The 22,839-nt window shown below is 70.9% G+C and carries 28 protein-coding genes; 14 read left to right on the plus strand and 14 right to left on the minus strand.

Annotated features, from left to right (window positions below; genetic code table 11):
- Nucleotides 1–2: 2 nt before the first annotated feature.
- From IE317_RS32425 to IE317_RS32440, 4 genes are read right to left on the minus strand one after another with little or no spacing between them, the layout of a single operon-like run.
- Nucleotides 3–878 (minus strand): ABC transporter substrate-binding protein, encoded by an 876-nt coding sequence (locus IE317_RS32425; protein WP_191315177.1) that lies wholly within the window; start codon nucleotides 876–878, stop codon nucleotides 3–5.
- Nucleotides 875–1,558 (minus strand): ABC transporter permease, encoded by a 684-nt coding sequence (locus tag IE317_RS32430; protein WP_191315178.1) that lies wholly within the window; start codon nucleotides 1,556–1,558, stop codon nucleotides 875–877. The genes IE317_RS32425 and IE317_RS32430 overlap by 4 nt, the downstream gene beginning before the upstream one ends.
- A complete protein-coding gene (locus IE317_RS32435) occupies nucleotides 1,555–2,223 on the minus strand; it encodes an ABC transporter permease (protein WP_191315179.1) in 669 nt (222 codons plus the stop codon). Before IE317_RS32435 ends, IE317_RS32430 begins: the two co-directional genes overlap by 4 nt.
- Entirely contained in the window at nucleotides 2,220–3,305 is a 1,086-nt protein-coding gene (locus tag IE317_RS32440) for an ABC transporter ATP-binding protein (RefSeq protein ID WP_191315180.1), read from the minus strand. The genes IE317_RS32435 and IE317_RS32440 overlap by 4 nt, the downstream gene beginning before the upstream one ends.
- Nucleotides 3,306–3,397: 92 nt before the next feature.
- Between IE317_RS32440 and IE317_RS32445 the strand changes: the two genes are divergently transcribed.
- Nucleotides 3,398–4,810: a bis-aminopropyl spermidine synthase family protein gene (locus tag IE317_RS32445; RefSeq protein WP_191315181.1), complete on the plus strand. Its 1,413-nt coding sequence runs from the start codon at nucleotides 3,398–3,400 to the stop codon at nucleotides 4,808–4,810.
- Between the two features lie 76 nt (nucleotides 4,811–4,886).
- Here IE317_RS32445 and IE317_RS32450 read toward each other — a convergent pair whose 3' ends face one another.
- Complete coding sequence (locus IE317_RS32450; RefSeq protein WP_191315182.1) at nucleotides 4,887–6,068, minus strand: NAD(P)-dependent malic enzyme; 1,182 nt, start codon at nucleotides 6,066–6,068, stop codon at nucleotides 4,887–4,889.
- 356 nt (nucleotides 6,069–6,424) lie between these two features.
- Here IE317_RS32450 and IE317_RS32455 point away from each other — a divergent pair, with 356 nt between their 5' ends.
- The 4 genes from IE317_RS32455 (at nucleotide 6,425) to IE317_RS32470 (ending at nucleotide 8,659) form a co-directional block, all read left to right on the plus strand.
- Nucleotides 6,425–7,030: a dTDP-4-dehydrorhamnose 3,5-epimerase family protein gene (locus IE317_RS32455; protein WP_191315183.1), complete on the plus strand. Its 606-nt coding sequence runs from the start codon at nucleotides 6,425–6,427 to the stop codon at nucleotides 7,028–7,030.
- Between the two features lie 64 nt (nucleotides 7,031–7,094).
- Nucleotides 7,095–7,508, plus strand: a complete 414-nt coding sequence (locus IE317_RS32460; RefSeq protein WP_229903038.1) for an SRPBCC family protein — start codon at nucleotides 7,095–7,097, stop codon at nucleotides 7,506–7,508.
- The gene (locus IE317_RS32465) at nucleotides 7,505–7,939 is read left to right on the plus strand and encodes a MarR family winged helix-turn-helix transcriptional regulator (RefSeq protein ID WP_191315184.1); all 435 of its coding nucleotides are present in this window, start codon (nucleotides 7,505–7,507) and stop codon (nucleotides 7,937–7,939) included. Before IE317_RS32460 ends, IE317_RS32465 begins: the two co-directional genes overlap by 4 nt.
- A 69-nt stretch (nucleotides 7,940–8,008) precedes the next feature.
- A complete protein-coding gene (locus IE317_RS32470; RefSeq protein WP_191315185.1) occupies nucleotides 8,009–8,659 on the plus strand; it encodes a hypothetical protein in 651 nt (216 codons plus the stop codon).
- On the opposite strand, the gene IE317_RS32475 is transcribed toward IE317_RS32470, so the two are convergent.
- Nucleotides 8,656–9,129: a hotdog fold domain-containing protein gene (locus IE317_RS32475; protein WP_191315186.1), complete on the minus strand. Its 474-nt coding sequence runs from the start codon at nucleotides 9,127–9,129 to the stop codon at nucleotides 8,656–8,658. The two genes, IE317_RS32470 and IE317_RS32475, sit on opposite strands and share 4 nt — an antisense overlap.
- Before the next feature lie 83 nt (nucleotides 9,130–9,212).
- Between IE317_RS32475 and IE317_RS32480 the strand changes: the two genes are divergently transcribed.
- Nucleotides 9,213–9,800, plus strand: coding sequence for an acid phosphatase (locus tag IE317_RS32480; protein WP_191315187.1), 588 nt, complete (start codon nucleotides 9,213–9,215; stop codon nucleotides 9,798–9,800).
- Between the two features lies 1 nt (nucleotide 9,801).
- Complete coding sequence (locus IE317_RS32485; protein ID WP_191315188.1) at nucleotides 9,802–10,284, plus strand: GNAT family N-acetyltransferase; 483 nt, start codon at nucleotides 9,802–9,804, stop codon at nucleotides 10,282–10,284.
- 72 nt (nucleotides 10,285–10,356) lie between these two features.
- Here IE317_RS32485 and IE317_RS32490 read toward each other — a convergent pair whose 3' ends face one another.
- On the minus strand, nucleotides 10,357–10,827 hold the full coding sequence (locus IE317_RS32490; RefSeq protein ID WP_191315189.1) for a hypothetical protein: 471 nt from the start codon (nucleotides 10,825–10,827) through the stop codon (nucleotides 10,357–10,359).
- Nucleotides 10,828–11,153: 326 nt separating this feature from the next.
- Here IE317_RS32490 and IE317_RS32495 point away from each other — a divergent pair, with 326 nt between their 5' ends.
- Nucleotides 11,154–12,080 (plus strand): diacylglycerol/lipid kinase family protein, encoded by a 927-nt coding sequence (locus IE317_RS32495; RefSeq protein ID WP_191315190.1) that lies wholly within the window; start codon nucleotides 11,154–11,156, stop codon nucleotides 12,078–12,080.
- 274 nt (nucleotides 12,081–12,354) lie between these two features.
- On the plus strand, nucleotides 12,355–12,609 hold the full coding sequence (locus tag IE317_RS32500; RefSeq protein ID WP_043777259.1) for a WhiB family transcriptional regulator: 255 nt from the start codon (nucleotides 12,355–12,357) through the stop codon (nucleotides 12,607–12,609).
- 515 nt (nucleotides 12,610–13,124) lie between these two features.
- Here IE317_RS32500 and IE317_RS32505 read toward each other — a convergent pair.
- Complete coding sequence (locus IE317_RS32505) at nucleotides 13,125–14,645, minus strand: sensor histidine kinase (protein WP_191315191.1); 1,521 nt, start codon at nucleotides 14,643–14,645, stop codon at nucleotides 13,125–13,127.
- Between the two features lie 69 nt (nucleotides 14,646–14,714).
- Between IE317_RS32505 and IE317_RS45520 the strand changes: the two genes are divergently transcribed.
- Nucleotides 14,715–14,789, plus strand: coding sequence for a 50S ribosomal protein bL37 (locus IE317_RS45520; protein WP_098515123.1), 75 nt, complete (start codon nucleotides 14,715–14,717; stop codon nucleotides 14,787–14,789).
- Between the two features lie 65 nt (nucleotides 14,790–14,854).
- On the opposite strand, the gene rsrA is transcribed toward IE317_RS45520, so the two are convergent.
- A complete protein-coding gene (gene rsrA, locus IE317_RS32510; RefSeq protein ID WP_191315192.1) occupies nucleotides 14,855–15,175 on the minus strand; it encodes a mycothiol system anti-sigma-R factor in 321 nt (106 codons plus the stop codon).
- Nucleotides 15,172–15,795, minus strand: coding sequence for a sigma-70 family RNA polymerase sigma factor (locus tag IE317_RS32515; RefSeq protein ID WP_003059778.1), 624 nt, complete (start codon nucleotides 15,793–15,795; stop codon nucleotides 15,172–15,174). Before IE317_RS32515 ends, rsrA begins: the two co-directional genes overlap by 4 nt.
- A 192-nt stretch (nucleotides 15,796–15,987) precedes the next feature.
- Here IE317_RS32515 and ybaK point away from each other — a divergent pair, with 192 nt between their 5' ends.
- Nucleotides 15,988–16,464 carry a Cys-tRNA(Pro) deacylase gene (gene ybaK, locus IE317_RS32520; RefSeq protein ID WP_191315193.1) on the plus strand — a complete coding sequence of 159 codons (477 nt, stop codon included), beginning with the start codon at nucleotides 15,988–15,990 and terminating at the stop codon, nucleotides 16,462–16,464.
- Nucleotide 16,465: 1 nt separating this feature from the next.
- On the opposite strand, the gene IE317_RS32525 is transcribed toward ybaK, so the two are convergent.
- Together IE317_RS32525 and IE317_RS32530 are read right to left on the minus strand one after the other, a co-directional pair.
- Nucleotides 16,466–17,074 (minus strand): alpha/beta hydrolase family protein, encoded by a 609-nt coding sequence (locus IE317_RS32525; protein WP_191315194.1) that lies wholly within the window; start codon nucleotides 17,072–17,074, stop codon nucleotides 16,466–16,468.
- Complete coding sequence (locus IE317_RS32530; protein WP_191315195.1) at nucleotides 17,071–17,829, minus strand: SOS response-associated peptidase; 759 nt, start codon at nucleotides 17,827–17,829, stop codon at nucleotides 17,071–17,073. The genes IE317_RS32525 and IE317_RS32530 overlap by 4 nt, the downstream gene beginning before the upstream one ends.
- 107 nt (nucleotides 17,830–17,936) lie before the next feature.
- Here IE317_RS32530 and rsgA point away from each other — a divergent pair, with 107 nt between their 5' ends.
- The 3 genes from rsgA to IE317_RS32545 all read left to right on the plus strand — a co-directional run bounded on the left by rsgA (nucleotide 17,937) and on the right by IE317_RS32545 (nucleotide 20,762).
- Entirely contained in the window at nucleotides 17,937–18,959 is a 1,023-nt protein-coding gene (gene rsgA / locus IE317_RS32535; RefSeq protein ID WP_191315196.1) for a ribosome small subunit-dependent GTPase A, read from the plus strand.
- Between the two features lie 101 nt (nucleotides 18,960–19,060).
- Complete coding sequence (locus IE317_RS32540; RefSeq protein WP_191315197.1) at nucleotides 19,061–19,945, plus strand: hypothetical protein; 885 nt, start codon at nucleotides 19,061–19,063, stop codon at nucleotides 19,943–19,945.
- Nucleotides 19,946–20,015: 70 nt separating this feature from the next.
- Nucleotides 20,016–20,762 (plus strand): hypothetical protein, encoded by a 747-nt coding sequence (locus tag IE317_RS32545; RefSeq protein WP_191315198.1) that lies wholly within the window; start codon nucleotides 20,016–20,018, stop codon nucleotides 20,760–20,762.
- 159 nt (nucleotides 20,763–20,921) lie between these two features.
- Here IE317_RS32545 and IE317_RS32550 read toward each other — a convergent pair whose 3' ends face one another.
- Together IE317_RS32550 and IE317_RS32555 are read right to left on the minus strand one after the other, a co-directional pair.
- Nucleotides 20,922–21,413, minus strand: a complete 492-nt coding sequence (locus IE317_RS32550; protein ID WP_191315199.1) for a DUF6912 family protein — start codon at nucleotides 21,411–21,413, stop codon at nucleotides 20,922–20,924.
- Nucleotides 21,410–22,816 (minus strand): WS/DGAT/MGAT family O-acyltransferase, encoded by a 1,407-nt coding sequence (locus tag IE317_RS32555; protein WP_191315200.1) that lies wholly within the window; start codon nucleotides 22,814–22,816, stop codon nucleotides 21,410–21,412. The genes IE317_RS32550 and IE317_RS32555 overlap by 4 nt, the downstream gene beginning before the upstream one ends.
- Nucleotides 22,817–22,839 lie beyond the last annotated feature (23 nt).

The raw sequence follows: 22,839 nt of genomic DNA on the forward strand, positions 1-22,839 counted from the left end.
CGCTAAGCCCGCGTGAGGAAGTCCTCGGCGATGTCGAGCGGGTTCCGCTTCTCCTCGGTGAACTCGACGTTGAGCCGCGTCAGCTGTTCGGTCGTCAGCGCCGCCGAGACGCGGTTCAACGCGGCCACCTCGGCGGGCGACAGCGTCCCCTTCGCCACCAGCGGCACGATGTTCTGCGCCGGGAACATGTTTTTGTCGTCGACCAGCGGCACGAACCCGTTCGCCGCGATCGTCGACGACGTGCTGAACAGGTCCGCCACCTGGACGTCACCGGACTTCAGGGCCGCCACCGTCACCGGGCCGCCGGTGTCCGTCGTGCGGATCTCCTTGAACTCGCAGCCGTACAACGCCTTGATCTTGTCCTTCCAGCGGCTGCTCCACTGGCCCGGGCCGCCGAACACCAGCTCGCCGCAGCGCTTCCCGAGGTCGGAGAACGTCTTGATACCCGAAGAAGCCAGTTGTGGTCCGACGACGAGCAGGTCCTTGTCCTCCGCCGGCGCCTGGTCCAGCACCTCGAACCCGGGCGGGAGCTTCTGCCGCAACTGCGCGTAGACGTCCTGGGACGTCGTCGCGGCGGCGTCCTTGTCGAAGTAGCGCAACAGGTTCCCGCTGTAGTCCGGCACAACCGTGAGCGACTTGTCCTGCAGGGCCTTGACGACGACCTCGCGGCTGCCGACCGGCGGCCGCACGGTCACGTTCTCCGCCCCCGCCTCGCGCAGCGCTCCGGCGTAGATCTGGGCCAGCAGCAGGCTTTCGCCGACGTCCGACGCCCCGATGATGATGTCGCCCGAAGTGCCCCCTTCACCGCCACCCGCCAGCGGGTTCCCGCAGCCCGCGGCCAAGAACAGGACCGCGACGAAAGAGAGCAGCCGCTTCACGCCGTCACCTTCTTCACCGCCGCCGCGAGCCGGACACCCCGGGGCACCAGGGCCCGGTTCAGCAGCGCGAAGAGGAGATCCAGGACGATGGCCAGCAATGTCGTCAGCAGCGCGCCCGCGATCACCTCGGAATAGTCCAAAATGGCCAGTCCGTCGAGCAGGAACCGGCCCAGGCCACCGAGTCCGACGTAGGCGGCCACCGCGGCGGTCGCCACCAGCTGGAGCACGGCGTTGCGGATGCCGCCGAGCACGAGCGGCAGGGAGATCGGCACCTCCACCTTCCACAGCCGCTGCCAGCCGGTCATCCCGACGCCCTCGGCGGCGTCGACCACGCCGTGGTCGGTGGCCTGCAGCCCGGCGTACGTACCGGCCAGGATCGGCGGCACGGCCAGCACCACGAGCCCGATGATCGTCGAGGTGACGCTCTCGGTGAAGAGCAGGAACAGGAACGTGACCAGACCCAGCGTCGGCAGCGCGCGGATGGCGTTGCCGACGCTCACCAGCGCGACGCCGCCGCGGCCGGTGTGGCCGACGAACAGGCCCAGCGGCACCGCGATAACCAGCGCGATCACCAGCGACAACGCCGTGTAGCCCAGGTGTTCCAGCAGCCGCTGCGGGACGCCGTCGGGCCCCGACCAGTGCGCCGGGTCGCCGAACCAGTGGAGGAGGTCGGTGATCACGGCGCTCCCACCCGGGTCCACGGCGTCAGCACGTTTCGCGCGCCCACCAGCACCAGGTCGACGACCAGGGCCAGCAGCAGCGTCAGCGCGATGCCGACCACGATCGGCGAGAAGTACTCGCGCTGGAAGCCGTCGGTGAACAGCACGCCGAGGCCGCCGGTGCCGATCAGCGCGCCGACGCTGACCAGGCTGATGTTGCTGACCGACGCGACCCGCACGCCGGCCGCCAGCACCGGGACCGACAGCGGGAGTTCGACGGCGAAGAACCGCCGCACCGGCTTGTACCCGACGGCGGTCGCGGCGGCGACCACCGGCGGCGGCACCGCGTCGAGGGCGTCGAGCACCGGGCGGACGAGCAGCGCCGCGGTGTAGATCGTCAGCGCGACGACGACGTTGACGCTGTCCAGGATCTTCGTCCCGATCAGGCCGGGGATGACGACGAACAGCGCCAGCGACGGGATCGTGTAGAGCAGGTTCGCGACCACCATCAGCACCTGCCGCGCGGGTGCCCAGCGATGGCCGAGCCAGCCCGCCGCGACCGCCAGCACGATGCCGAGCACCAGCGGGAGCAGCGCGAGGTACACGTGATCACCCAGGTCACCGAGGATCTGCACGCGGTTGTTCGCGCTGCCCAGGTAGCGCCCGAGCTCGTCGAAGAAGCTCATGACGCCTGGGGCGTGCCCTCGATGACGTCCAGGACCTGCCGCGCGACCACGGCGCCGAGGACCCGGTGCTCTTCGTCGACGACCACGCCGAGGCTGGCCGGTGACGACAGCGCCGCGTCGAGCGCGCCGCGAATGGGCGTCCCCCGCACCCACAGCGATCCGCCGGCCACGAGGTCGTCCTCGGTCAGTTGCCCGTCCACAGTGGAGTTCGGCGGCAGCCAGCCGCGGGGCTGCTTCTCGGTGTCGACCGCGAGCCGCCAGCCGTCGCTCGCCGGCACGCTGGACCCGATTTCGACCAGCTCCAGCTCCTTGACCTCGACGCCTTCGGCGGAGAGGAACGACAGGCCGCGGTAGCCGCGATCCCGGCCGACGAAGGACGCGACGAAGTCGTCCACCGGGTGCCGGAGGACGTCGGCGGGCGTGCCGTACTGGGCCAGCTTGCCGCCGACGCGCATCACCGCCACCTTGTCGCCGAGCCGGACGGCCTCGTCGATGTCGTGCGTGACGAACACGATCGTCTTGCCCAGCTGCGACTGCAGCCGCAGCAGCTCGTTCTGCAGGTCCTCGCGCACGATCGGGTCGACCGCGGAGAACGGCTCGTCCATCAGCAGCACCGGCGAGTCCGCGGCGAGCGCGCGGGCGACGCCGACGCGCTGCTGCTGGCCGCCCGAGAGCTGGGCCGGGTACCGCTTGCCGAGCTCGACCGGCAGGCCGATGATCTCCAGCAGCTCGGCGGCCCGCTTGCGCGCTTTCGCCTTGTCCCAGCCCGAAAGCAGCGGCACGGTGGCGATGTTGTCCAGCACCGTCCGATGTGGAAAGAGGCCGGCGTGCTGGATGACGTAGCCGATGCCGCGGCGCAACAGCGCCGGGTCGCCCTCGGCGACGTCCTTGCCGTCCAGCAGCACCTGGCCGGCGGTCGGCTCGACCATCCGGTTGATCATCCGCAGTGACGTGGTCTTGCCGCAGCCGGACGGGCCGACGAACACGGTGATCGTGCCGTCTTCGACCGTCAGGTTCAGCTTGTCGACGGCGACCGTCCCATCCGGATACTGCTTGGTCACGTCGCGGAATTCGATGGTCACTGCCACTCCCCATGTCCCGGTGCGTTCGACCGTAGCCGAGTACGCGGTGGTTGGCACGCTGTTCCGAGGGCTGGTGACTAGGCTCAGAGTCCGTGAACGCCCTCGACGACGTCCTCGCCGCGCACGGCGTCGGCGTCCGCCCGCTGTACCGCGTCCTCGACCTGCTGCGCACCGGCGACCACGACCTCGGCGAGCTGGTCCGGCTGTCGACCGCCCCGCGGCGCAGCGTGGAAGCCGTCCTCACCGCCCTCGGCGACGACCTGGACCGCAGCGGCGACCGCCTGCGCATCGCCCCCGGCGTCGCGGCGTCGTACCTGCAGTACCGCGCGCCCCGCTACGCCGACCCGCTCGACGAAGCCGTCGCGACGCACGAGCTGCTGCCGAAGGTCGCCGAGTGGGTGGCCGAGGTGCCCTCGCCGCTGGCCGCGCTCGACCACGTGCAGGCCACGCCGGAGACCGTGCTGCGCCGCGCACTCTGGCTGGACGCCCAGTACGACCTCGCGTCGGCCCGCCTGCTGTTCCTCGGCGACCACGACCTGACGTCGCCGGCGGTGCGGGCGGTCTGCCCGTCGGCGACCCTGACGGTCGTCGACCTGGACGAGCGGGTGCTCGCCTACCTGGACGACCGCGGCGGCCGGGAGATCCGGACCGTGCATGCGGACCTGCGGGTCGGCCTGCCCCCGTCGCTTTCCGGCGGATTCGACCTCGTGTTCAGCGATCCGCCGTACACGCCCGAAGGAATGGGTTTGTTCGCGGCACGCGGGGTGCAGGCGTTGCGCGAGCCGAGCGAGGGACGGCTGCTGCTGGCGTACGGCTACAGCCCGCGTCACCCGGCGCTGGGCGCGCAGGTGCAGCGGTCGCTGGCCACGCTCGGGCTGACGTTCGAGGCGATCCTGCCGGGCTTCAACCGGTACTTCGGGGCGCAGGCGATCGGCAGCGCGGCGGACCTGTACGTCTGCCAGCCGACGGCGAAGGCCAAGAAGATGCGCAGCGGCAAGGCGATCTACACGCACGGGCCGCAGTCGGTCGAAGCGGCCGGGACGAAACCGGCGCTGCTGGAGAAGCTGAAGGAAATCGCGGGCGCGGGCGGGCTCGCGCTGGAGTCGCGGCCGGTGGACTGGTCGATCTCCGGTCCCGAGGGCGACGCCGTCGCGATGGACCTCTCGGCCGACCCGGGACCGTGGCTGCTGCGGACACTGCTGGGCACGAACGCCCGGCGCCTGGCGCTGCTGGTCCCCAACGCCCACCCCGACCTGGGCGATCAGGCGGCCCAGGAGGCGCTCGCGTCACTCGTCCGGGGCAAGTACGCGCTGCGATACCTGCGGAGCACGCCGGACAACCGGCACGCGGTCGTGGTCGCCGAGGCAGTGGAGCACCAGGACGAGGTCCTCACGCGCGCCCACGCCCGCCTGGCGAACGTCGCCCTCGACGTCCCCGAAGACCTGGTGGACCTGCGCCTGGTCGACGTCCCCCGCCACCGCCTCCCCGACCTCCTCGGTTCCTGAGTCTGCCGCGGCCCTCGTGAGTGAGAAACAGGGTTAGAACACTGTTTCTCACTCACGATGAGCCGCGGCAGAGCACTCAGTCCGTGACGCCGTCGGCTTCCGCGGCCTTCGCGACCGCGGCCGCGACCTCGGGGGCCACGCGCGGGTCGAGCGGTGACGGAACGATCCGGTCCGGGCCCAGGTCGTCCATCGCCACCGACACGATCGCTTCGGCGGCCGCCAGCTTCATGTTCTCCGTGATCGCCCGCGCGCCCGAGTCGAGCGCGCCGCGGAAGACGCCCGGGAACGCCAGCACGTTGTTGATCTGGTTCGGGAAGTCGCTCCGGCCGGTGGCCACGATCGACGCGTACCGCGCGGCCGCCACCGGGTGCACTTCCGGGTCCGGATTGGACAGCGCGAACACGATGCCGCCCCCCGCCATGCGGCCCAGCAGCGACTCGTCGATCGTCGCGCCCGACAGGCCGAGGAAGACGTCCGCGCCTTCGAGGGCTTCCGCCAGCCCGCCGCGCAGGCCCGCCTTGTTCGTCGTCGCGGCCAGGCGTTCCTTGACCGGGTTCAGGCCGTCGCGGCCGGCGTGGATGATGCCGCGGGAGTCGAGCACCGTGACGTCGCCGATGCCGGCTTCCTGGAGGATCTTCGCGCAGGCCACACCCGCCGCGCCGGCGCCGGAGACGACGACGCGCTGGTCGGCGATCGCCCGGTCGAGGACCAGGTTGGCGCCCCGCAGCGCGGCCAGCGTCACGATCGCCGTGCCGTGCTGGTCGTCGTGCATGACCGGGCAGTCCAGGGCTTCCTTGAGCTTGTCCTCCAGCTCGAAGCACCGCGGCGCGGAAACGTCCTCCAGGTTGACGGCCCCGAACGACGGCCGCAGCCGGACCAGCGTCTCGACGATCTCGTCGACGTCGGTCGTGTCCAGCACCAGCGGGATCGAGTCGAGGCCGCCGAAAGTCTTGAAGAGCACCGACTTGCCCTCCATCACCGGCAGCGACGCGCTCGCGCCGATGTCGCCGAGGCCGAGCACCGCCGTCCCGTCGCTCACCACGACGACCAGCCGGTCCGCCCACGTGTAGTGCTTGGCCTTGGCGGCGTCCTCGGCGATCGCGCGGCTCACCTTCGCCACCCCCGGGGTGTACGCGATCGAAAGGTCACGCGGGCTGGAAATCGGGCGGGTGGCCGCCACCGAGAGCTTGCCGCCCTCGTGCCCGGTGAAGATCTCTTCGTCGGTGACCGGCGCGACGGCGCCGGTGGGGTCGGTCATGGGGTTTCCTGTCGTCGTTTCCGTCATTCCCCCAGTGGGAATGACGGAACTCGCGGTTCGGACTCGGGTCACTGGAATTTCTCCTGGGCATGCGGGCTGGGACCACGGTCGGCAGGGGAAACCGTGGGGGATCCCGGCACGGCAGCCCAGCGCGGTAGCGCCGGCCTGTCGGCGAGGCGTCACGTCGGCCATCGGTGCCGTGGGTCTGGCGATGGCCGCGGACGCGGCGGTTCGTTCATTGTGACAGGTCCTCCGCCGCCGGTGACCCCTCGGTGCGGTTGATGTCACATCGGACGCCATTCCGGCAATTGCCAAGACGTCCGTTCGGTTTTTTAGCCGCCCGATAAGGTGATGCCATGGAATTCCGCCGGCTGAGCGTCCCGGACGCCTTCGAGTTCTCCCCCCGGGCGTTCCCCGACACGCGGGGCCTGTTCGTCGCCCCCTTCCAGGAGGAGGTCCTGCGCGAGGCGACCGGCCACCCGCTGCGGCTCGCGCAGGCGAACCACAGCGTGTCCCGGCGGGGCGCGATCCGCGGCATCCACTTCGCCGACACGCCTCCCGGGCAGGCGAAATACGTCTACTGCGCGCGCGGCTCGCTGCTCGACGTCGTCGTCGACATCCGCGTCGGCTCGCCGACCTTCGGCCACTGGGACGCCGTCCGGCTCGACTCGGCCCGGTACAACGCCGCCTACCTCGCCGAGGGCCTCGGGCACGGCTTCATCGCGCTCGAGGACGACACGGTGATGGCCTACCTGTGCTCCGAGCCGTACAACCCCAAGGGCGAGCACGGCATCACCCCGCTCGACCCCGCGCTCGGCCTGCCCTGGCCCGCGGACATCGAGCCGATCCTGTCGGAGAAGGACCGCGCCGCCCCCACCCTGGCCGAGGCGCTCGAGCAGGGCCTGCTGCCGTCCTACCAGGACTGCGTCGCCTACTACGACAAGCTGCGCTCGGCGAACTGACCAGCACCGCCCGGCTCGGCGAAGCCGCTTGCGCTTTTAGTAAGCGCGCATATAGTCTGCTCGCATGGCACTTTACGAGTACGAGCACAGCGAGACGTCCACCGCCCCCGCCGCCGCGATCTGGCCGCTCTGGGCCGACACGGACCGCTGGCCGGAGTGGGACGCCGGCGTCCGGTCGGTGGTCCTCGGCGGCCCGTTCGCCGCCGGGACGAGCGGCACGATGACGATGGACGGCATGCCGCCGATCCCGTTCACCCTCACCGAGGTCACCGAGGGCCGGAGCTTCACCGACGAGACGCGGCTGCCGGACGCGCACCTGCGGTTCGAGCACGTGCTGACCGACGTCGACGGCGGCACGCGGATCACCTACCGCGTCACCATCGACGGCCCCGAGGGGTTCGGCGAGCAGGTCACTTCGGACACTCCCGACGCGATGCGCGCGCTGGCCCGGCTCGCCGAGGCAAGCTTGCGCGTATGAGCCTCCCCGAGTCCCGCCTGCCCGGCCCCGAGCGCAGCCCCGGCTTCCTGCTGTGGCGCGTGACGCTGGCCTGGCAGCGGGCGATGCGTGCCGCGCTGGCCCCGCACGACCTCACGCACGTCCAGTTCGTGCTGCTGACGACGACGTGGTGGCTCACCCGGGCGGGCGAGCCACCGACCCAGCGGCAACTCGCCGACCAGGCGGGCACCGACACGATGATGACCAGCCAGGTCGTCCGCAAGCTCGCCGACCGCGGTCTGCTGGCCCGCGCCGACGACCCGGCCGACGCCCGCGCGAAGCGCCTGGAAGTCACCCCGGCCGGCCTCGAACTGGTCGCGAAGGCGCTGAAGGACGTCGAGGCCGCGGACGCCGAGTTCTTCGCGACCGCCGACGACGGCTTCGTCGACGCATTGGCCCGGCTCGGCCCCTGACGAATCCCGGGGCTTCCCTGGGGACGATCCCGGATGTCCCGGCGTCACCACGCGGGCAGGCTCAGCGCCATGAAACTTCTCGCACTGGGGGCGGCCGTGGCCGCACTGGCCTTGCTGCCGGGCACCGCGTCCGCGGACGAACTCCCGACGTTCGACTTCACCGGCTGCCCGGCGCCGCCCGCGGACGCCGACCCGGGCACGTGGCGCTGTGAAGCCTTTGTCTCGCAAGGAAAGCTGTCGATCGGCACCCAGGAGATCCCGCTGGGCGAAATGCGGCTGACGTTCAGCGAAGGCAAGGTGAACGGCCAGTACGCGCAGGTGTTCGGCGCGCTGCGGCACGAGCCGGTGCGCGTGCCCGGCCTGGCCGGCACGACACTCCAGTTGCGCTACGGCGGATATTCGGACTTCCAGGGCAACGACACCCGCCGCGGCGAGCTCGACGTCTACGCGATGCTGCGGCACCCGTTGCTGCGCAAGGAATGCAGCATCGGCACGGCGGCCGCGCCGCTGCACACGGTCGTCCACGACGACCCGGCGATGCCGCCGACGGTGCTGTCCAAGAACCCGCCGACGTTCCACTTCGGCGTCGTCGACCCGGCCCTGGCGCTCCCGGCGACGCAGGGCTGCGGCCCGCTCGGCAAGCTCGTCGACCGGAAGCTGGGGCTGCCGTCGTCGTCGGAGTTCCACCAGACGACGTACGTGCAGTACAAGCAGCTCTAACGCTTCTTCGGCGTCACCCAGATGGTGATCGTCCCGGTGACCACCGGCCGGCCCTTCGCGTCCGAAATGGTCACCGGGACCTCGAGGTCGAAGCCTTCGTCGCCGAACTCCGGCAGCCCGGGCAGCGCCGCGACCGCGCGCAGGCCGGTTTCGGCCTTCGCGACGTACTGGACGTTCATGCCCTTCGGCAGCCACCGGTGCGTGGTGGGGACGGTCGCCTCGGCGAGCATGCCCATCGCGATCTCGGCCAGGTTGCAGGCGGCGATCGCGTGGAACGTGCCGATGTGGTTGTGCACACCCCACCACTTCGGCGCGGTCACCTCGCAGTGGCCGGGACGCAGCTCGCGCACCGAGGGCAGCACCGTGCGGAAGTACGGCACGCGCAGGCACATCGCGGCGCTGAACAGCTGTTTCCCGCCCGGCTTCCCGGCCAGCTTGTGCCACATCGCGAACGTCGGCGTCAGGGCCATGGGCGTCTCCTCGTACTAAGCTACCGTTCAGTAGCTAAGCAGACGGCCTGCTGCCGCGCAAACGGCCGGGTATGTTCGGCCGGGTGACCAACCGTCTCTTCCTCCTCCGGCACGGGCAGACCGAATGGTCGCTGAACGGGCGGCACACCGGCCGCACGGACATCCCGCTGACCCCGGCGGGCGAAGGCCAGGCACGCGCCGCGGGCGGCACCCTCCGGAGCCTGGTGGGCGGCCCGTCGCTGGTGCTGTCGAGCCCGCGTGCCCGGGCGCTGCGCACCGCCGCGCTGGCCGGGCTGCGCGTCGACGAAGTCACCGAGGACCTCGCCGAGTGGGACTACGGCGACTACGAAGGCGTCACCACGCCGCAGATCCGGGAGACCGTGCCGGGCTGGACGGTCTGGACCCACCCGAGCCCCGGCGGCGAAAGCGCTTCGGACGTCTCCGCCCGCGCGGACCGCGTGCTGGAGCGCGCACGGCAAGCCTGCGAAGCCGGCGACGTGATCCTGGTGGGCCACGGGCACTTCAGCCGCGTGCTGGTGGCCCGCTGGCTCGGCCTGCCCGCCACCGCCGGCGTCCACTTCGGACTCGACGCGGCCGGCATCGCGGTGCTCGGCGACGAGCGCGGCGAACCCCAGATCGAACACCTCAACCTGCTGCCCGCGGAGGACTGACGTGCCCGACGACCGCATCCGCCGGATCCGCCCTTCGGACGTCGAAGCGGCGGTCGGCCTCGCCCACGAGCTGGCGGACTACGAGCGCGCGCCCGACGAGTGCCACCTCACGCCGGCGCAGCTGCACGAGGCGCTGTTCGGCGAATCGCCGAAGCTGTTCGGGCACGTGGCCGAAGTGGACGGCGAGGTCGTCGGCTTCGCCGTCTGGTTCCTGAACTACTCGACCTGGCGCGGCGTGCACGGGATCTACCTGGAGGACCTGTACGTCCGGGAGTCCCAGCGCGGTTCGGGCCTGGGCAAGGCCCTGCTGGCGGCACTGGCGGCCGAGTGCGTCGCGAACGGCTACGCGCGGCTCGAGTGGTCGGTGCTGGACTGGAACCCGGCGACGGAGTTCTACAAGGCGTTGGGCGCGGTCGCGATGGACGACTGGACGGTCAACCGCCTCACCGACGAGCCGCTGAAGGCGCTGGCCGCCCAGGCTTGAACGTCTTGAATGACTCATTCCTGACCTCCGACGCCAGGAATGAGTCATTCATGACGTCCGGGCGGCTGCGGGTCAGTCCTCTTCGTGGCCCTCGCGCTCGGCGCGGCGGCCCGCCAGCCCGCCGCGTTCGGCGGCCTCCGTTTCCGTCTCGCCTTCGCGCAGCCCCAGCGCCCAGGCCCGCGACGGCCGCCGGAACAGCAGGGCCAGGGCCACGATGCCGAGCAGGGCGATCGGCACGCCCCACAGCGGCTCGCCGGACGGGCCGAGCAGGTACCAGCCGAGCCCGATCACGATCAGCGCGATCACCACGCCCGGCGAGCGCGCCCACGTCTGGCCGAGGACCAGCCCGGCCGACGCGGCCAGGAACGCCAGCGCCACCACGATGAACGTGCCCGACTCGACGAAGACGTTGTTGCCCGGCTGCGCGGGCGAGCCCAGTCCGTTCACCAGCACGACCACCCCGAACACCAGCAGGGCGAGCGACGGCACCGCGGTGACCACGCCGGCCAGCCGGACCTCACGGGGAGCGGGCGAGAGCTTCACTGCGGCGGCCTTCCGGTCTTCGGCGAACACAGGTTTTCGCGAGAAGCACAGTGGACCCGGCCAGGGCGAGTCACCGTGCGTGAGCTCTTTCGATCGTATGCCACCCGGTCGGCCGTTTTCGCGAGACCGCCCCGGCGTCGAAAATCAAGATGTCGTCGATGAGCGGGCGGTCGGCCCGGGTGCACTTGTCACGACGAGCGGACACTCGCACGTGAAGGAGGACCGCCCGGCACAGGGTCTCGAAGGTGCTGTCTCCCGGGGTTGCGCCCGTCACCATGCGGCGCCGGAAGGTTCTCGGGCCGCCGGAAGTCACTTACTCTGCGGTAATGCGCGCAATCCTCGTGGTGAACCCCCAGGCCACCTCGACCACCGCGGGTGGCCGGGACGTCCTGGCGCACGCGCTCGCCAGCCAGGTCAAGCTGGACGTGGTCGAGACGGACTACCGCGGCCACGCGATGGCCGTCGCGCGCTCGGCGGCGCGGGACGGCATCGACCTGGTCGTGGCGCACGGCGGCGACGGCACGGTCAACGAGGTCGTCAACGGCCTGCTGGCGGATGTTGACGGCGACCCCGCCGCAATAGGCCACGTCCCCGCTCTGGGTGTCGTGCCCGGCGGCTCGGCCAACGTCTTCGCGCGCGCCCTCGGCATCTCCGCCGACTCCTTCGAGGCCACCCACCAGCTGCTCAACGCGCTGGAGAACGACCGCTCGCGCCGGGTCGGGCTCGGGCTGGCCGACGGACACTGGTTCACCTTCAACTCCGGCCTCGGCTGGGACGCCGACGTCGTCGGCCGGGTCGCCAAGCGCCGCGGCAAGCAGACGACCGCCGGCCTGTACCTGCGGGCCGCCGTCCGCTCCTACTTCCGCCCGCCGCTGGGCCGGCCGGCCCTGACCATCCGCGTTCCCGGCGAGGACCCGGTCGAGGCGTTGACCGCTTTCGTGTCGAACACCGATCCGTGGAGCTACCTGGGTGAGCGTGCCGTCCACCTCAACCCGGGTTGCTCGTTCGAGACGGGATTGGGCCTGTTCGCGCTGAGCGGTCTGGGGTTGCCCACCGTGTTCAAGCATGTACGCCAAGCTTTGGTTACGAAGAGCAACCAGCGGGGACGGCGTCTCGTGCGTCACGATGACCTGCCGATGGTCCGCATCGACGCAGCTGAACCGGTAAACTTCCAGGTGGACGGCGACCTCGTCGGCCAGCGGACTCGCGTGGAATTCTTCAGTGTCCCGAATGCACTCACGGTAATCGTGTGACGACGGGACCGCTGATCGCCTGCGGATAAGTACCAGGTGCCGTTCGTCGACGGAGAAGCTCCACTCAGCGCATCAGCCTTCCCTTCGGACGGCTGTCTCAGAGAGAAACCGCAGGTCAGAGGGGTCGCTTGACCGGGTGACCTGACTCACCGATCTTCCCGAAACCCTTGTCGAAAGCGGTGCTTCGTGAAAGCATTCACAAGCACCCAAGAACACGACCGCCATTGACGACTGTGGCGCGGCCCTCCCGCGCCATATGAAGGAGCTCACGAACATGGACTGGCGCCACGACGCGGCCTGCCGAGACGAGGACCCCGAGCTGTTCTTCCCGGTGGGAACCAGCGGTCCTGCTCTGTCGCAGGTTGCTCAGGCGAAGGCCGTGTGCCACCGCTGCCCCTCCGCTTCCGACTGCTTGGCCTGGGCTCTGGCCAGCGGCCAGGACGCCGGCGTGTGGGGCGGCATGAGCGAGGACGAGCGACGCGCGCTCAAGCGCCGCCGTACGCACATCGGCACGCGTACCAACGCCTGAGTTTCTCGAGATCCACCCAGGCCAGGCAGGAATTTCACCCGGCGGGCATTTGTCGTGCCCACGCCGTCTGGGGTGATACCTACCCGGCTTGAGCTTAACAACCGAGGCGAAACCACCTGGCAACGGGTGCGCTGAAACCTCACCGGGACTTCAAGTCCTCCGCAAGCGCTGAACGGCCCGGCACCACGCACCTGGTGCCGGGCCTTCACGCGTTGATGCCCCTCCAATCACACGCGATACCCCTCCAATCACGAGTGATGCCTCCCCAATCACGCGAGATTCGCCCCCAATCACGCGAGTCCCGCGCCGGATCACGCGAGATCCGCCTTCGCCGGACGAACCGACCCTCCAGGTACGCAGGCCGACCCTCTGGGTACGCAAGCCGACCCTCGGAGTACGCAGGCCGACCCTCGGAGTACGCAAGCCGACCCTCGGAGTACGCAGGCCGACCCCCAGGGTACGCAAGCCGTCCGTCCAGGTACGCGAGTCCTCCGGCTGGGGACAGCCGGAGATCGTCAGAGGCGGCGGGACAGCGGGATGCGCAGCGCGGCTTCCGTCCCCGTCACCCGGGTCGACGACGCCTCCGTCCGCACCTTCCGCAGCGACAGCGAGCCTCGCAGCTCCGACTCCACCAGTGTCCGCACGATCTGCAGCCCCAGCCCGTCCGACCGCTCCAGTGAGAACCCCGACGGCAGGCCACGCCCGTTGTCGCGGATCACGACGTCCAGCCAGCGGGCCGAACGCTCCACGATCAGCTCGACCTTGCCCGACCGGCCGGCCGGGAACGCGTGCTCGATGGCGTTCTGCACCAGCTCGGCCAGCACCATCACCAGCGGCGTCGCGATCTCCGCGACCACCACCCCGAACGAGCCCTTCCGCGACAGCCCGACCTGCGACTCCGCCGTGGCGACCTCGCCGACCATCGGCAGCACGTTGTCCAGCAGCTTGTCGAGGTCGACGCGCTCGTCCACGGAAATCGACAGCGCCTCGTGCACCAGCGCGATCGATGTCACCCGGCGGACCGACTCCGCCAGGGCGAGCCGCGCCTCTTCCGACGTCGTCCGCCGGGACTGCAGCCGCAGCAGCGCGGCCACCGTCTGGAGGTTGTTCTTCACCCGATGGTGGATCTCACGGATCGTCGCATCCTTCGACAGCAGCGCCCGATCCCGCCGCTTCACCTCGGTGACGTCGCGGACCAGCACCAGCGCGCCCGCGGCCTGGCCGGCCGGCCGCAGCGGCAGCGCGCGGAACAGCACCACCGCGCCGCGTCGCGAGTCCGCCTCCGTGCGGCTCGACGGCTTCCCGTCGAGGGCCTCGATGATCCGGTGGGACACCTCGGTCGCGTCGAAGGGATCGCGGATCAGCGACCGCGTCAACGGCGCCAGCCGCGTCCCCACCAGGTCGGACTCGTGCCCCATCCGGTGGTACGCGGACAACCCGTTCGGGCTCGCGAACACGACCGTGCCGCTCGAGTCCAGGCGGATCAGCCCGTCCCCGACGCGCGGCGACGTGTGCGTGTCCGTCGCATTCGTGCCGTTCGGCGGGAACGTGCCGTCGACGATCATCTGGCACAGGTCGCCGGCGCTGCCCAGGTACGCGATCTCCAACGGCGACGGCACCCGCGGCGCGGCCAGGTTCGTCTCGCGGCTCATCACGGCGATGACCTCGTCGTGGAACCGCACCGGGATGGCCTCGCGCCGCATCGGCAGGTCGCGGTACCAGTGCGGGTCCTCCTCGCGGCAGATCCGCACCTCGCGCATGGCCTTCGCCAGCTGCGGGTGCTCCTGCACGGTGAACCGCGTGCCGACGACGTCCTCGGGGTGCGCGGTCGGCGCCGTCGTCGGCCGGGCGTGCGCGACGCAGACGAAGTCGCCGCCGTCCGGCTGCAGTTCCTCGGTCACCGGGACCCAGAGCAGGAAGTCCGCGAAGGACAGGTCGGCCAGCAGCTGCCACTCGGCGACCACGGTCTGCAGGTGGTCCGCGGCCTCCCCGGGGAGGCCGGTGTTGTCGGCGAGCAGTTCGGCGAGCGTGGACACGCACCCCATCCAACCAGAGCAGGCCGCCATGACACACTTGACCAGCAACCTTGACGACGAGGAGTGAACATGTCGAAGCGCGCCCGCAAGCGTCGCGACCGGAAGAAGAACGGCGCGAACCACGGCAAGAAGCCCAACGCCTGATTCCCGGCGTCGGCATGACGAAGGCCCCCACGCACCGGCGTGGGGGCCTTCGTCGTGCTCGGGCGCTACTCGGAGCGCTGCTCGAGGGTGATCTCGGTGCGTTCCACGGTGACACCGCCGCGGGTGGCGACGGTCTGGCGGATCGACGCGCGCAGCCGGCTCTTCAGCTCGGCCGGGGCCAGGTCGCCGCCGCACTTGCGGGCCAGCAGCTGCTTGATGTGCTCGTCGATGCCGTACTCCTCGAGGCACGGCGGGCAGTCCTCGATGTGCGCGCGCAAGGCGGCGTCACGCTCGAGGCTGCACTCGCGGTCGAGCAGCAGGTAGATGTCGGCGAGCGCCTCTTCGCAGCGGACCTTGTCGGACGCGCCCTCGCACATGTCGTTCATCGCCCCGCCACCTCCTCCTTGGCACCCCGGATGAAGCCGCGCTCGCGCGCCACGTCGGCGAGCAGGTCGCGCAGCTGGGCGCGGCCGCGGTGCAGACGGGACATCACGGTGCCGATGGGCGTGTCCATGATCTCGGCGATCTCCTTGTACGCGAAGCCCTCGACATCGGCCAGGTAGACGGCCAGCCGGAACTCCTCGGGCAGCTTCTGCAGGGCGGCCTTGACGTCGGTGTCGGGCAGGTTGTCCATCGCCTCGACCTCGGCCGAGCGCAGCCCGCTGGAGGTGTGGCTCTCCGCCTTGGCGATCTGCCAGTCGGTGATCTCCTCGGTGGGCGCCTGCACCGGCTGCCGCTGGCGCTTGCGGTAGCCGTTGATGTAGGTGTTGGTCAGGATGCGGTACATCCAGGCCTTGAGGTTCGTGCCGGCCTTGAAGGACGCGAAGGCGGCGTACGCCTTCAGGTAGGTCTCCTGGACCAGGTCCTCGGCATCGGCGGGGTTGCGCGTCATCCGCATCGCGGCCGAGTACAGCTGGTCGAGCAGCGGCATCGCGTCCCGCTCGAAGCGCTCGGCGCGCTCGGCCTCGGTCGCTTCTTCCGGCGCTGAGTTCTGCGTGCTCGGCAAACCGTTCCCTTCCCGCTCGGCGTCGATGCGCGTGCGCGCATACGGCGGACCCGAGTTTACGCGGGGACCGGGCACGCCGCGGTTCGCCGGTGCCTCGGGACGGCGACGGCTGCGTGAGCGTGTGGTGGCGAGCGTTGTGGTCACGTCCCGTACAACCGATCGGGGTGAGCGGGCATTCCCTAGACTTCCGCCATGGCTGGCAAGGGCACCCCGGCGACGGCGTTGCTGTCGAAGCAAAAAGTGGCGCACACGCTGCACGCCTACGACCACGACCCGCGGGCGGAGTCGTACGGGCTGGAGGCGGTGGAAGCGCTGGGCCTGGACCGGGCGCGCGTGTTCAAGACGCTGGTGGCGGAGGTGGACGGCCGGCTCGTGGTGGGTGTGGTGCCGGTCACCGGCCAGCTGGACCTGAAGGCCTTGGCGGCCGCGGCGGGCGGCAAGAAGGCGAAGATGGCGGACCCGGCGGCGGCCCAGCGGGCGACGGGGTACGTGCTGGGCGGGATCTCGCCGCTGGGCCACCGGAGCCGGCTGCCGGTGGTGATCGACGCAACGGCTCCGACATTCGAGACGGTGTTCTGCTCGGCCGGGCGACGGGGGCTGGAAGTGGAACTGGCCCCGGACGAGCTGATCCGGCTGACCGGCGCGGTGGTGGCGCCGATCGGGGCCTGAGTCAGGCCAGCGGCCGCAGCACCCGCGACAGCCACTCGGCCGCCGCCCGGGAGATCGTCTCCAGGTCCTTGCCCAGGGTGTGGTCGCCGTCGACCAGGACCAGCTCCTGGTGCGGTCCCGGCTTCGGCCGCCCGAAGGGATCCCGCTCGCCTTGGATCACCAGCGTCGGGACCTCGACCGCGTCGAACTCCGGCTGGCGCGTCTTCTCCGGCTTGCCCGGCGGGTGCTCCGGGAACGCCAGGCACAGCACCGCCACCGCCTGCCCGGCCGACGCCGTCCGGCAGGCCACCCGCGCCCCGGACGAGCGCCCGCCGAACACGAACGGCAGGCCGTCGAAGCGTGCCGACAGGTCGTCCGCCACCGTCAGCCACGCCGTGTCCAGCTGGTTCGCCGGAGCCGGCGCGCGGCGGCCCGCCACCCGGTACGGCTGCTCCACCAGGGCCACGTGCACCCCCGCCGCCTGCGCCGCGCGCGTCACCGCCACCAGGTCCTTCGCCCCGAGGCCGCCGCCCGCGCCGTGGCCGAGCATGAGCACCGCTTCGCCCTCCTCGGCGCAGTGCAGGTACACCCGCGCCGGGCCGTAGGCGGTCTCGATCGGGATGGCCGTCATGACTTCGGCGCGTCGAACAGGGCGCCCTCCTGCGCCGGATCGACCCGCTCCAGCAGCTCGGGCCCGTTGTTGCGGACGTTGTTCACCTTGCTCGAGATCGGCCGCAGCTCCAGCGAAGCCACGATGTCCTCGGGCGTCGGCACCAGCAGGTCGGTGACGTCTTCGCGGTCCGGGTCCAGCCAGCCGTCCCAGTGCGACTTCGGCACGATCAGCGGCATCCGGTGGTGGACGTCGGTGAGCTGGCCCGCCGCGTCGGTCGTGATGATCGAGAACGTGATCAGCGGCGAGGCCTTGTCGTCGTCCTTCGGCCGCCAGCTCTCCCAGATCCCGCCGAACGCGATCGAGGAATCGTCGGGCGCCGTCATGTAGAACGGCTCCTTCTCCTTGCCCGTGCGGCGCCACTCGTACCAGCCGTCGGCGGGCACCAGGCAGCGGCGCGACACCAGCGCGCGGCGGAACGCGGGCTTCTCGGCGGCCGTTTCGGCGCGCGTGTTGATCATCCGCGAGCCGACCGACGGGTCCTTGGCCCAGAACGGCACCAGGCCCCACTTCATCATCCGCAGCGAACGTTCGGCGGGCTCGTCCTCGAGCACCTGGCCGTCTTCGTCACGCGGGTGCCGCTGCACGACCGTGACCACGTTCTTCGTCGGCGCCACGTTGTGGTCGGCGCGCGCGTGGCCCTCGGTGAGGTCGATCGCGTCGAACTCCTCGATCAGCTTCGCCGGGTCCTTCGTGGCGGCGTAGCGCCCGCACATGACCAACCTCCTCCTCCGGAAAGAGTCATCGTTACACGCAGGCCAGGGCCCTGGCGAGCGGCGTGGGATCATTCGGGTGGGCACCGGCACACGAGAGGACGACGGGTTTGGCGCGCAACGACTGGAGCAGGCTGGACGAATCCGACGTCCGCGTGCGTCCGGGCAAGGGCAGCCGGCCCCGCAGCAAGCGCCGTCCGGAGCACGCCGACGCCGTCACGGCCATGGTCATCGGCAAGGACCGCGGGCGCTGGACCTGCGCGATCGACGCCGATCCGGCCCGCGTGGTCACCGCGATGCGGGCCCGCGAGCTGGGCCGGACCCCGGTGGTCGTCGGTGACCGGGTCGGCATCGTCGGGGACGTCTCCGGCAAGCCGGACACGCTCGCGCGGATCGTCCGGGTCGACGACCGCACCAGCTCCCTGCTGCGCACGGCCGACGACACCGACCCGTACGAGCGGCTGGTCGTGGCGAACGCCGAGCGCCTGCTGATCGTCACCGCCCTGGCCGACCCGCCACCGCGCACCGGCTTCATCGACCGCTGCCTCGTGGCCTGCTACGCGGGCGGCGTCGAACCGGTCCTGTGCCTCACGAAGGCCGATCTGGCCAGCCCGGACGAGCTCCTGTCGGGCTACGCAGGCCTCGACGTCCCGGCGATCGTGACCCGCTTCGACGAGGAGCCCGAAGGCCTCGCCGACATGCTGAAGGACCGCGTGACGGCCCTGGTCGGCCACTCCGGTGTCGGCAAGTCGACATTGGTCAACCGGCTGGTCCCGGACGCCGAACTGGCCACCGGCGTGGTGAGCGCGGTCGGCAAGGGGCGGCACACGTCCGTCGCGGCCGTGGCACTGCCGCTGCCGGACGGCGGCTGGGTGATCGACACGCCCGGCGTGCGGTCGTTCGGGCTGGCCCACGTCACCGCGGACGACATCGTGGACGCCTTCGAGGAGTTCGCCGAGGCCGCCGAAGAGTGCCCCTCCGGCTGCGGGCACCTGGGCGCGCCCGAGGACCCGGACTGCGCGCTCGACGACGTCGTCACCGAAGGGAAGGCGAGCCCCGAGCGGCTGGCGTCGCTGCGGCGCCTGCTGGCGTCGCGAGGCGGCCACGATGTGACTCGCCCCACCGAGTCCTGAGGCAACCGGGAACCAATCGCCGATCGTCACCGTCACATCGGTAACCATTCGCCCGTTCGGGCGATATGCCGAGCGGAAGATCCGATCCTGAGGGGAACTCGATGCGCAAGACCACCCTGATCGCCGCGGGCGCCGCGCTGGTGCTCACGCTGACCGCGTGCAGCGGCAACTCCGCCACCGGCACCGCCGAACCGGCCGCCGCGGGCGGCCAGAGCCAGACCGACGGCCTCGCTTCGCCTTTCACCGACGCGATCAAGCTGGCGTCGGAGGCCAAGCAGGGCACCGAGAAGTCCAAGTCGGCGAAGTTCACCATGGAGGGCTCCGCCGCCGGCCAGACCATGACCGCTTCCGGCGCCATGGCCTTCGACGGCGCGGACACGAAGTTCTCGATGACGAGCACCGCGGCCGGCCAGACCACCGAGATGCGCATGGTCGACAAGGTCATGTACATCAAGCTGCCCGCCGAAGAGCAGAAGCAGATGGGCACGGACAAGCCGTGGGCCAAGATCTCGGCGGATGGCACCGACCCGTTCTCGCAGGCGATCGGCGGCGCGCTGTCCAAGTCGGCCGAGCAGAGTGACCCGAGCAAGATGCTCGAGCAGATCTCGAAGACGGGCCGGATCATCTCGTCCGACCAGACCGAGCTGAACGGCCAGAAGGTCAACCACTACAAGGTGGAGCTCGACGTCGCCAAGGCGCTCGACCAGTTCACCGACCAGGTCCCGGCCGCGTCGCGTGACCAGCTCACCGAGAAGCTCAAGGGCAAGGACCTCAAGCTCCCGGCGGAGCTGTGGCTCGACAAGAACAACCTGCCGGTGCAGGTCACCATGGACCAGGGCCCGATGATGCAGGCGCTGGGCGCGCCGGCCGGCGACGCCAAGTTCACGATGAAGTACAGCGACTGGGGCACCCAGGTCGACGTGGCGGCCCCGCCCGCCGACCAGGTCGTCGACTTCGGCGAGCTGATGAAGAAGGCCGGTCGCTGACCGGACGACGGTGAGTAGCGGCGGCTCCCCCGAACGAGATCGGGGGAGCCGCTGTGTTTTTGTGGGCGCCATGCGCAAAGCCGCCGTGGTGCTGCTGTTCGCCCTGCTCGCCGGTGCGTGCTCCGACCCGCCCCGCCGTCCGGCGTTCGAAGACGCGCGAGCACTGGCCGACGCCGCAACGGCCGCCACGACGAGCGGCGGCTCGGCGAAGTTCGGCACGGACGTCGCGGTGGGTTCGGTCCGCTCGAAGGGGCAGGGCCACTCCCGCTTCGGCGCCGGCGGGACGGCCCAGGTGATGACGACGGACCTGCTCGGCGAGCCGCTGGAGCTGCGGCAGGTGGCGGGCAAGCTGTACGCGAAGGTGCCGGAAGGCTCCCGCGACGAGGGGGGCAAGCCGTGGGTGGTGGTCGCGGCGGACGGAACGGACCCGTTTTCCCAGATCGCCGGAGGCAGCTTGACCCAGCTGGCGGCCCAGAACGACCCGGCGCACACACTGGGCGAGATCCGAACGGCCGGGACGATCGTGGCGGCCGAGCGAGGGCTGCTGGACGGCGCGGCGGCGGAGCACTACCGCGTCGAGCTCGACCTGGCGCGGCTGGGCACGGACCTGCCGGCGGGGCTGCCCGCGGACGCGGCGGGTCAGGTGGGTGGGAAGTTCCCGGTGGAGTTGTGGCTCGATGAGGCGCATCGGCCGGTGCAGATCGTGCTGGACCTGTCGCCGATCCTGCCGGGGTCGGAGGCGCGGATCACGACGCGGTATTCGGACTGGGGCAGCCCGGTGGACATTCAGCCACCGCCTGCCGGCGAGGTGGGCTAGCGCGGACGCCTCGTTCGGGGGTTGCCGCCGGATGGTCGGGCCCCGGCAAACTTCCCCCGCCCTCCCAGGGGGGCGTCCCCAAGTCCAGTCTACCGGCCATCCCCGACAAAACCCCTGCTCAGCGCCGGTTGTCCACAGGCGCAAGCTTTTGGGGACAACTCAGAGCAGCTCCAGCAGGAACGGCAGCTCCTGCGGCGCATACCAAGCCAGCTCATGATCCTCGGCATCCCCCAACGTGAACTCCGCGTCCGGGTCACCCAGGTCGGCCGCGTCGATCACCGCCGCCGCCGCGGCCACTGCCTCCGCCGCCTCCGGGGCGTCCACGTGGATCGCCGCCACCGCCGACAGCGGAATCGGGCCGCCGATGCGGACCACCGGGGCGTCCAAGTCCGGCCGGAGGGTCACGCCCGAAACGTCCGCCGACACCACCACCCGGCGCGGCTCGCCCTTCTCCTCCGCCGCGATCAAGCGCAACGAAGCCCGGGCCGCGTCCAGCAGCGCCGCGTACTCCAGCTCCTCGTCCGACCCGCTCACGTACGCCTCGCGCAACGCCGGCGTCAGCGCGAACGCCGTTCCGCTGCGGGCGCGGAACTCCCCCGATGTCTCGAGGTCGCGAAGCATCGCGATGGTCGCAGGCAGATAGACCCTCACCAGTGCGCACCCTTCAGCTCTTCCAGGGACTCTTCGATCATCCCGGCCACCAGATCCACGTCGAACGCGGCCTTGCGGTCGCCGTTCAGTCCGAAGTAGACGCCGCCGTGGTAGGACGTCACCCCGATCGCCAGCGCCTGGGTGCGCATCAGCGGCATCACCGGGAACATCTCGACCAGTCTGGCCTCTCCCGCGTACATCGGCACCTGGGGACCCGGTGAATTGGTCACCATGACGTTGAAGATGCGCCCGGACAGCGACCCCGCCGCTCGCGCGCCGAGCGAGTGGAGCGTAGCCGGGGCGAAGCCGCCGACCTTGAGCAGGCCGCGCGCCGCCACCGAACGGCCCGAATCGAGGTGCTCGGCCATCGCGTGGCCGATGTGCTGGAGCCGCAGGACCGGGTTCGGCTCGCCGACCGGCAGGTCCACCAGGTACGCCGCCACCTGGTTGCCGACCAGGCCCGGCGTCGAGTACCCGGGCGTCTCGGCGTCGCGGACCGCCAGCGGCACCAGCGCGCGGATCGTCGTGTTCGGCGTCAGCTGCACCTCGCGCGAAAGCAGCCATTCGCGCAGCGCCCCCGCGATGGCCGCGAGGACGACGTCGTTCACCGTGCCGCCGTGCGCCGCGCGGATCTTGCGGAAGTCCTCCAGCCGCGTGCGCACGACCGCGAACACGCGGCCACCCGAGACCCGGACGTTCAGCGGTCCGGACGGCGCCGGGCTCACCAGCGTGCGCAGCGTCGACGCCACCCCGCCGACCGTCTCGGCGAACTTGCCCGCCGCCGCGACCGCGTCGTTCGCCGCCGACCGTACGTTCTCCACCACCTCGCCCGGCCGCTGGACGCCCTCGCTGATCGCGTCCAGCACCAGCTGGGTGCGGCTCGGCTCGCGGCGCGGCGTCCAGATGTCCTCGAACGGCTCAGGCTCGGCCGGCACCGGGTCGAGGATGAGCTGGCCGAGGTCGATCGTGCCGACACCGTCCACAACGGACTGGTGGGTCTTGGTCACCAGCGCCACCCGGTCGCCGGCCAGCCCCTCGATGAAGTACGCCTCCCAGAGCGGCCGCTCCGGCGCCAACCGCCGCGACATCAGGCGCGCGACCAGGTCGAACAGCTGGTCGTCGCTGCCCGGCTGGGGCAGCGCCGAGCGCCGGACGTGGTAGTTCAGGTCGAAGTCGACGTCGTCCACCCACACCGGCCGCGCCAGGTGGCCCGGCACCTCCAGCACGCGCTGCCGGTACCGCGGCAGGTACGCCAGCCGCCCGCCGATGAGGTCGACCAGCTGTGCGTAGCCGAACCCGGAGCGCGGCCGCTCGAAGATCGCCACGCCGCCGACGTGCATCGGGGTCGCGTGGTCCTCGACGTACAGGAACGAGGCGTCCAGCGCGGAAAGGCGGTCGGGCATGGGCCGATCCTTACACAATGCGA

The sequence above is a fragment of the Amycolatopsis bullii genome (assembly GCF_014654205.1).
Taxonomy (GTDB): domain Bacteria; phylum Actinomycetota; class Actinomycetes; order Mycobacteriales; family Pseudonocardiaceae; genus Amycolatopsis; species Amycolatopsis plumensis.

Bases quoted from the DNA above. Each gene is read 5' to 3' on its own strand.
- IE317_RS32435 (WP_191315179.1), bottom strand. From the start codon at position 2,223: ATGAGCTTCTTCGACGAGCTCGGGCGCTACCTGGGCAGCGCGAACAAC.
- IE317_RS32450 (WP_191315182.1), bottom strand. From the start codon at position 6,068: ATGACCGACCCCACCGGCGCCGTCGCGCCGGTCACCGACGAAGAGATC.
- IE317_RS32455 (WP_191315183.1), top strand. From the start codon at position 6,425: ATGGAATTCCGCCGGCTGAGCGTCCCGGACGCCTTCGAGTTCTCCCCC.
- IE317_RS32460 (WP_229903038.1), top strand. From the start codon at position 7,095: ATGGCACTTTACGAGTACGAGCACAGCGAGACGTCCACCGCCCCCGCC.
- IE317_RS32465 (WP_191315184.1), top strand. From the start codon at position 7,505: ATGAGCCTCCCCGAGTCCCGCCTGCCCGGCCCCGAGCGCAGCCCCGGC.
- IE317_RS32470 (WP_191315185.1), top strand. From the start codon at position 8,009: ATGAAACTTCTCGCACTGGGGGCGGCCGTGGCCGCACTGGCCTTGCTG.
- IE317_RS32475 (WP_191315186.1), bottom strand. From the start codon at position 9,129: ATGGCCCTGACGCCGACGTTCGCGATGTGGCACAAGCTGGCCGGGAAG.
- IE317_RS32495 (WP_191315190.1), top strand. From the start codon at position 11,154: ATGCGCGCAATCCTCGTGGTGAACCCCCAGGCCACCTCGACCACCGCG.
- IE317_RS32500 (WP_043777259.1), top strand. From the start codon at position 12,355: ATGGACTGGCGCCACGACGCGGCCTGCCGAGACGAGGACCCCGAGCTG.
- rsrA (WP_191315192.1), bottom strand. From the start codon at position 15,175: ATGAACGACATGTGCGAGGGCGCGTCCGACAAGGTCCGCTGCGAAGAG.
- ybaK (WP_191315193.1), top strand. From the start codon at position 15,988: ATGGCTGGCAAGGGCACCCCGGCGACGGCGTTGCTGTCGAAGCAAAAA.
- IE317_RS32525 (WP_191315194.1), bottom strand. From the start codon at position 17,074: ATGACGGCCATCCCGATCGAGACCGCCTACGGCCCGGCGCGGGTGTAC.
- IE317_RS32530 (WP_191315195.1), bottom strand. From the start codon at position 17,829: ATGTGCGGGCGCTACGCCGCCACGAAGGACCCGGCGAAGCTGATCGAG.
- IE317_RS32540 (WP_191315197.1), top strand. From the start codon at position 19,061: ATGCGCAAGACCACCCTGATCGCCGCGGGCGCCGCGCTGGTGCTCACG.
- IE317_RS32545 (WP_191315198.1), top strand. From the start codon at position 20,016: ATGCGCAAAGCCGCCGTGGTGCTGCTGTTCGCCCTGCTCGCCGGTGCG.
- IE317_RS32555 (WP_191315200.1), bottom strand. From the start codon at position 22,816: ATGCCCGACCGCCTTTCCGCGCTGGACGCCTCGTTCCTGTACGTCGAG.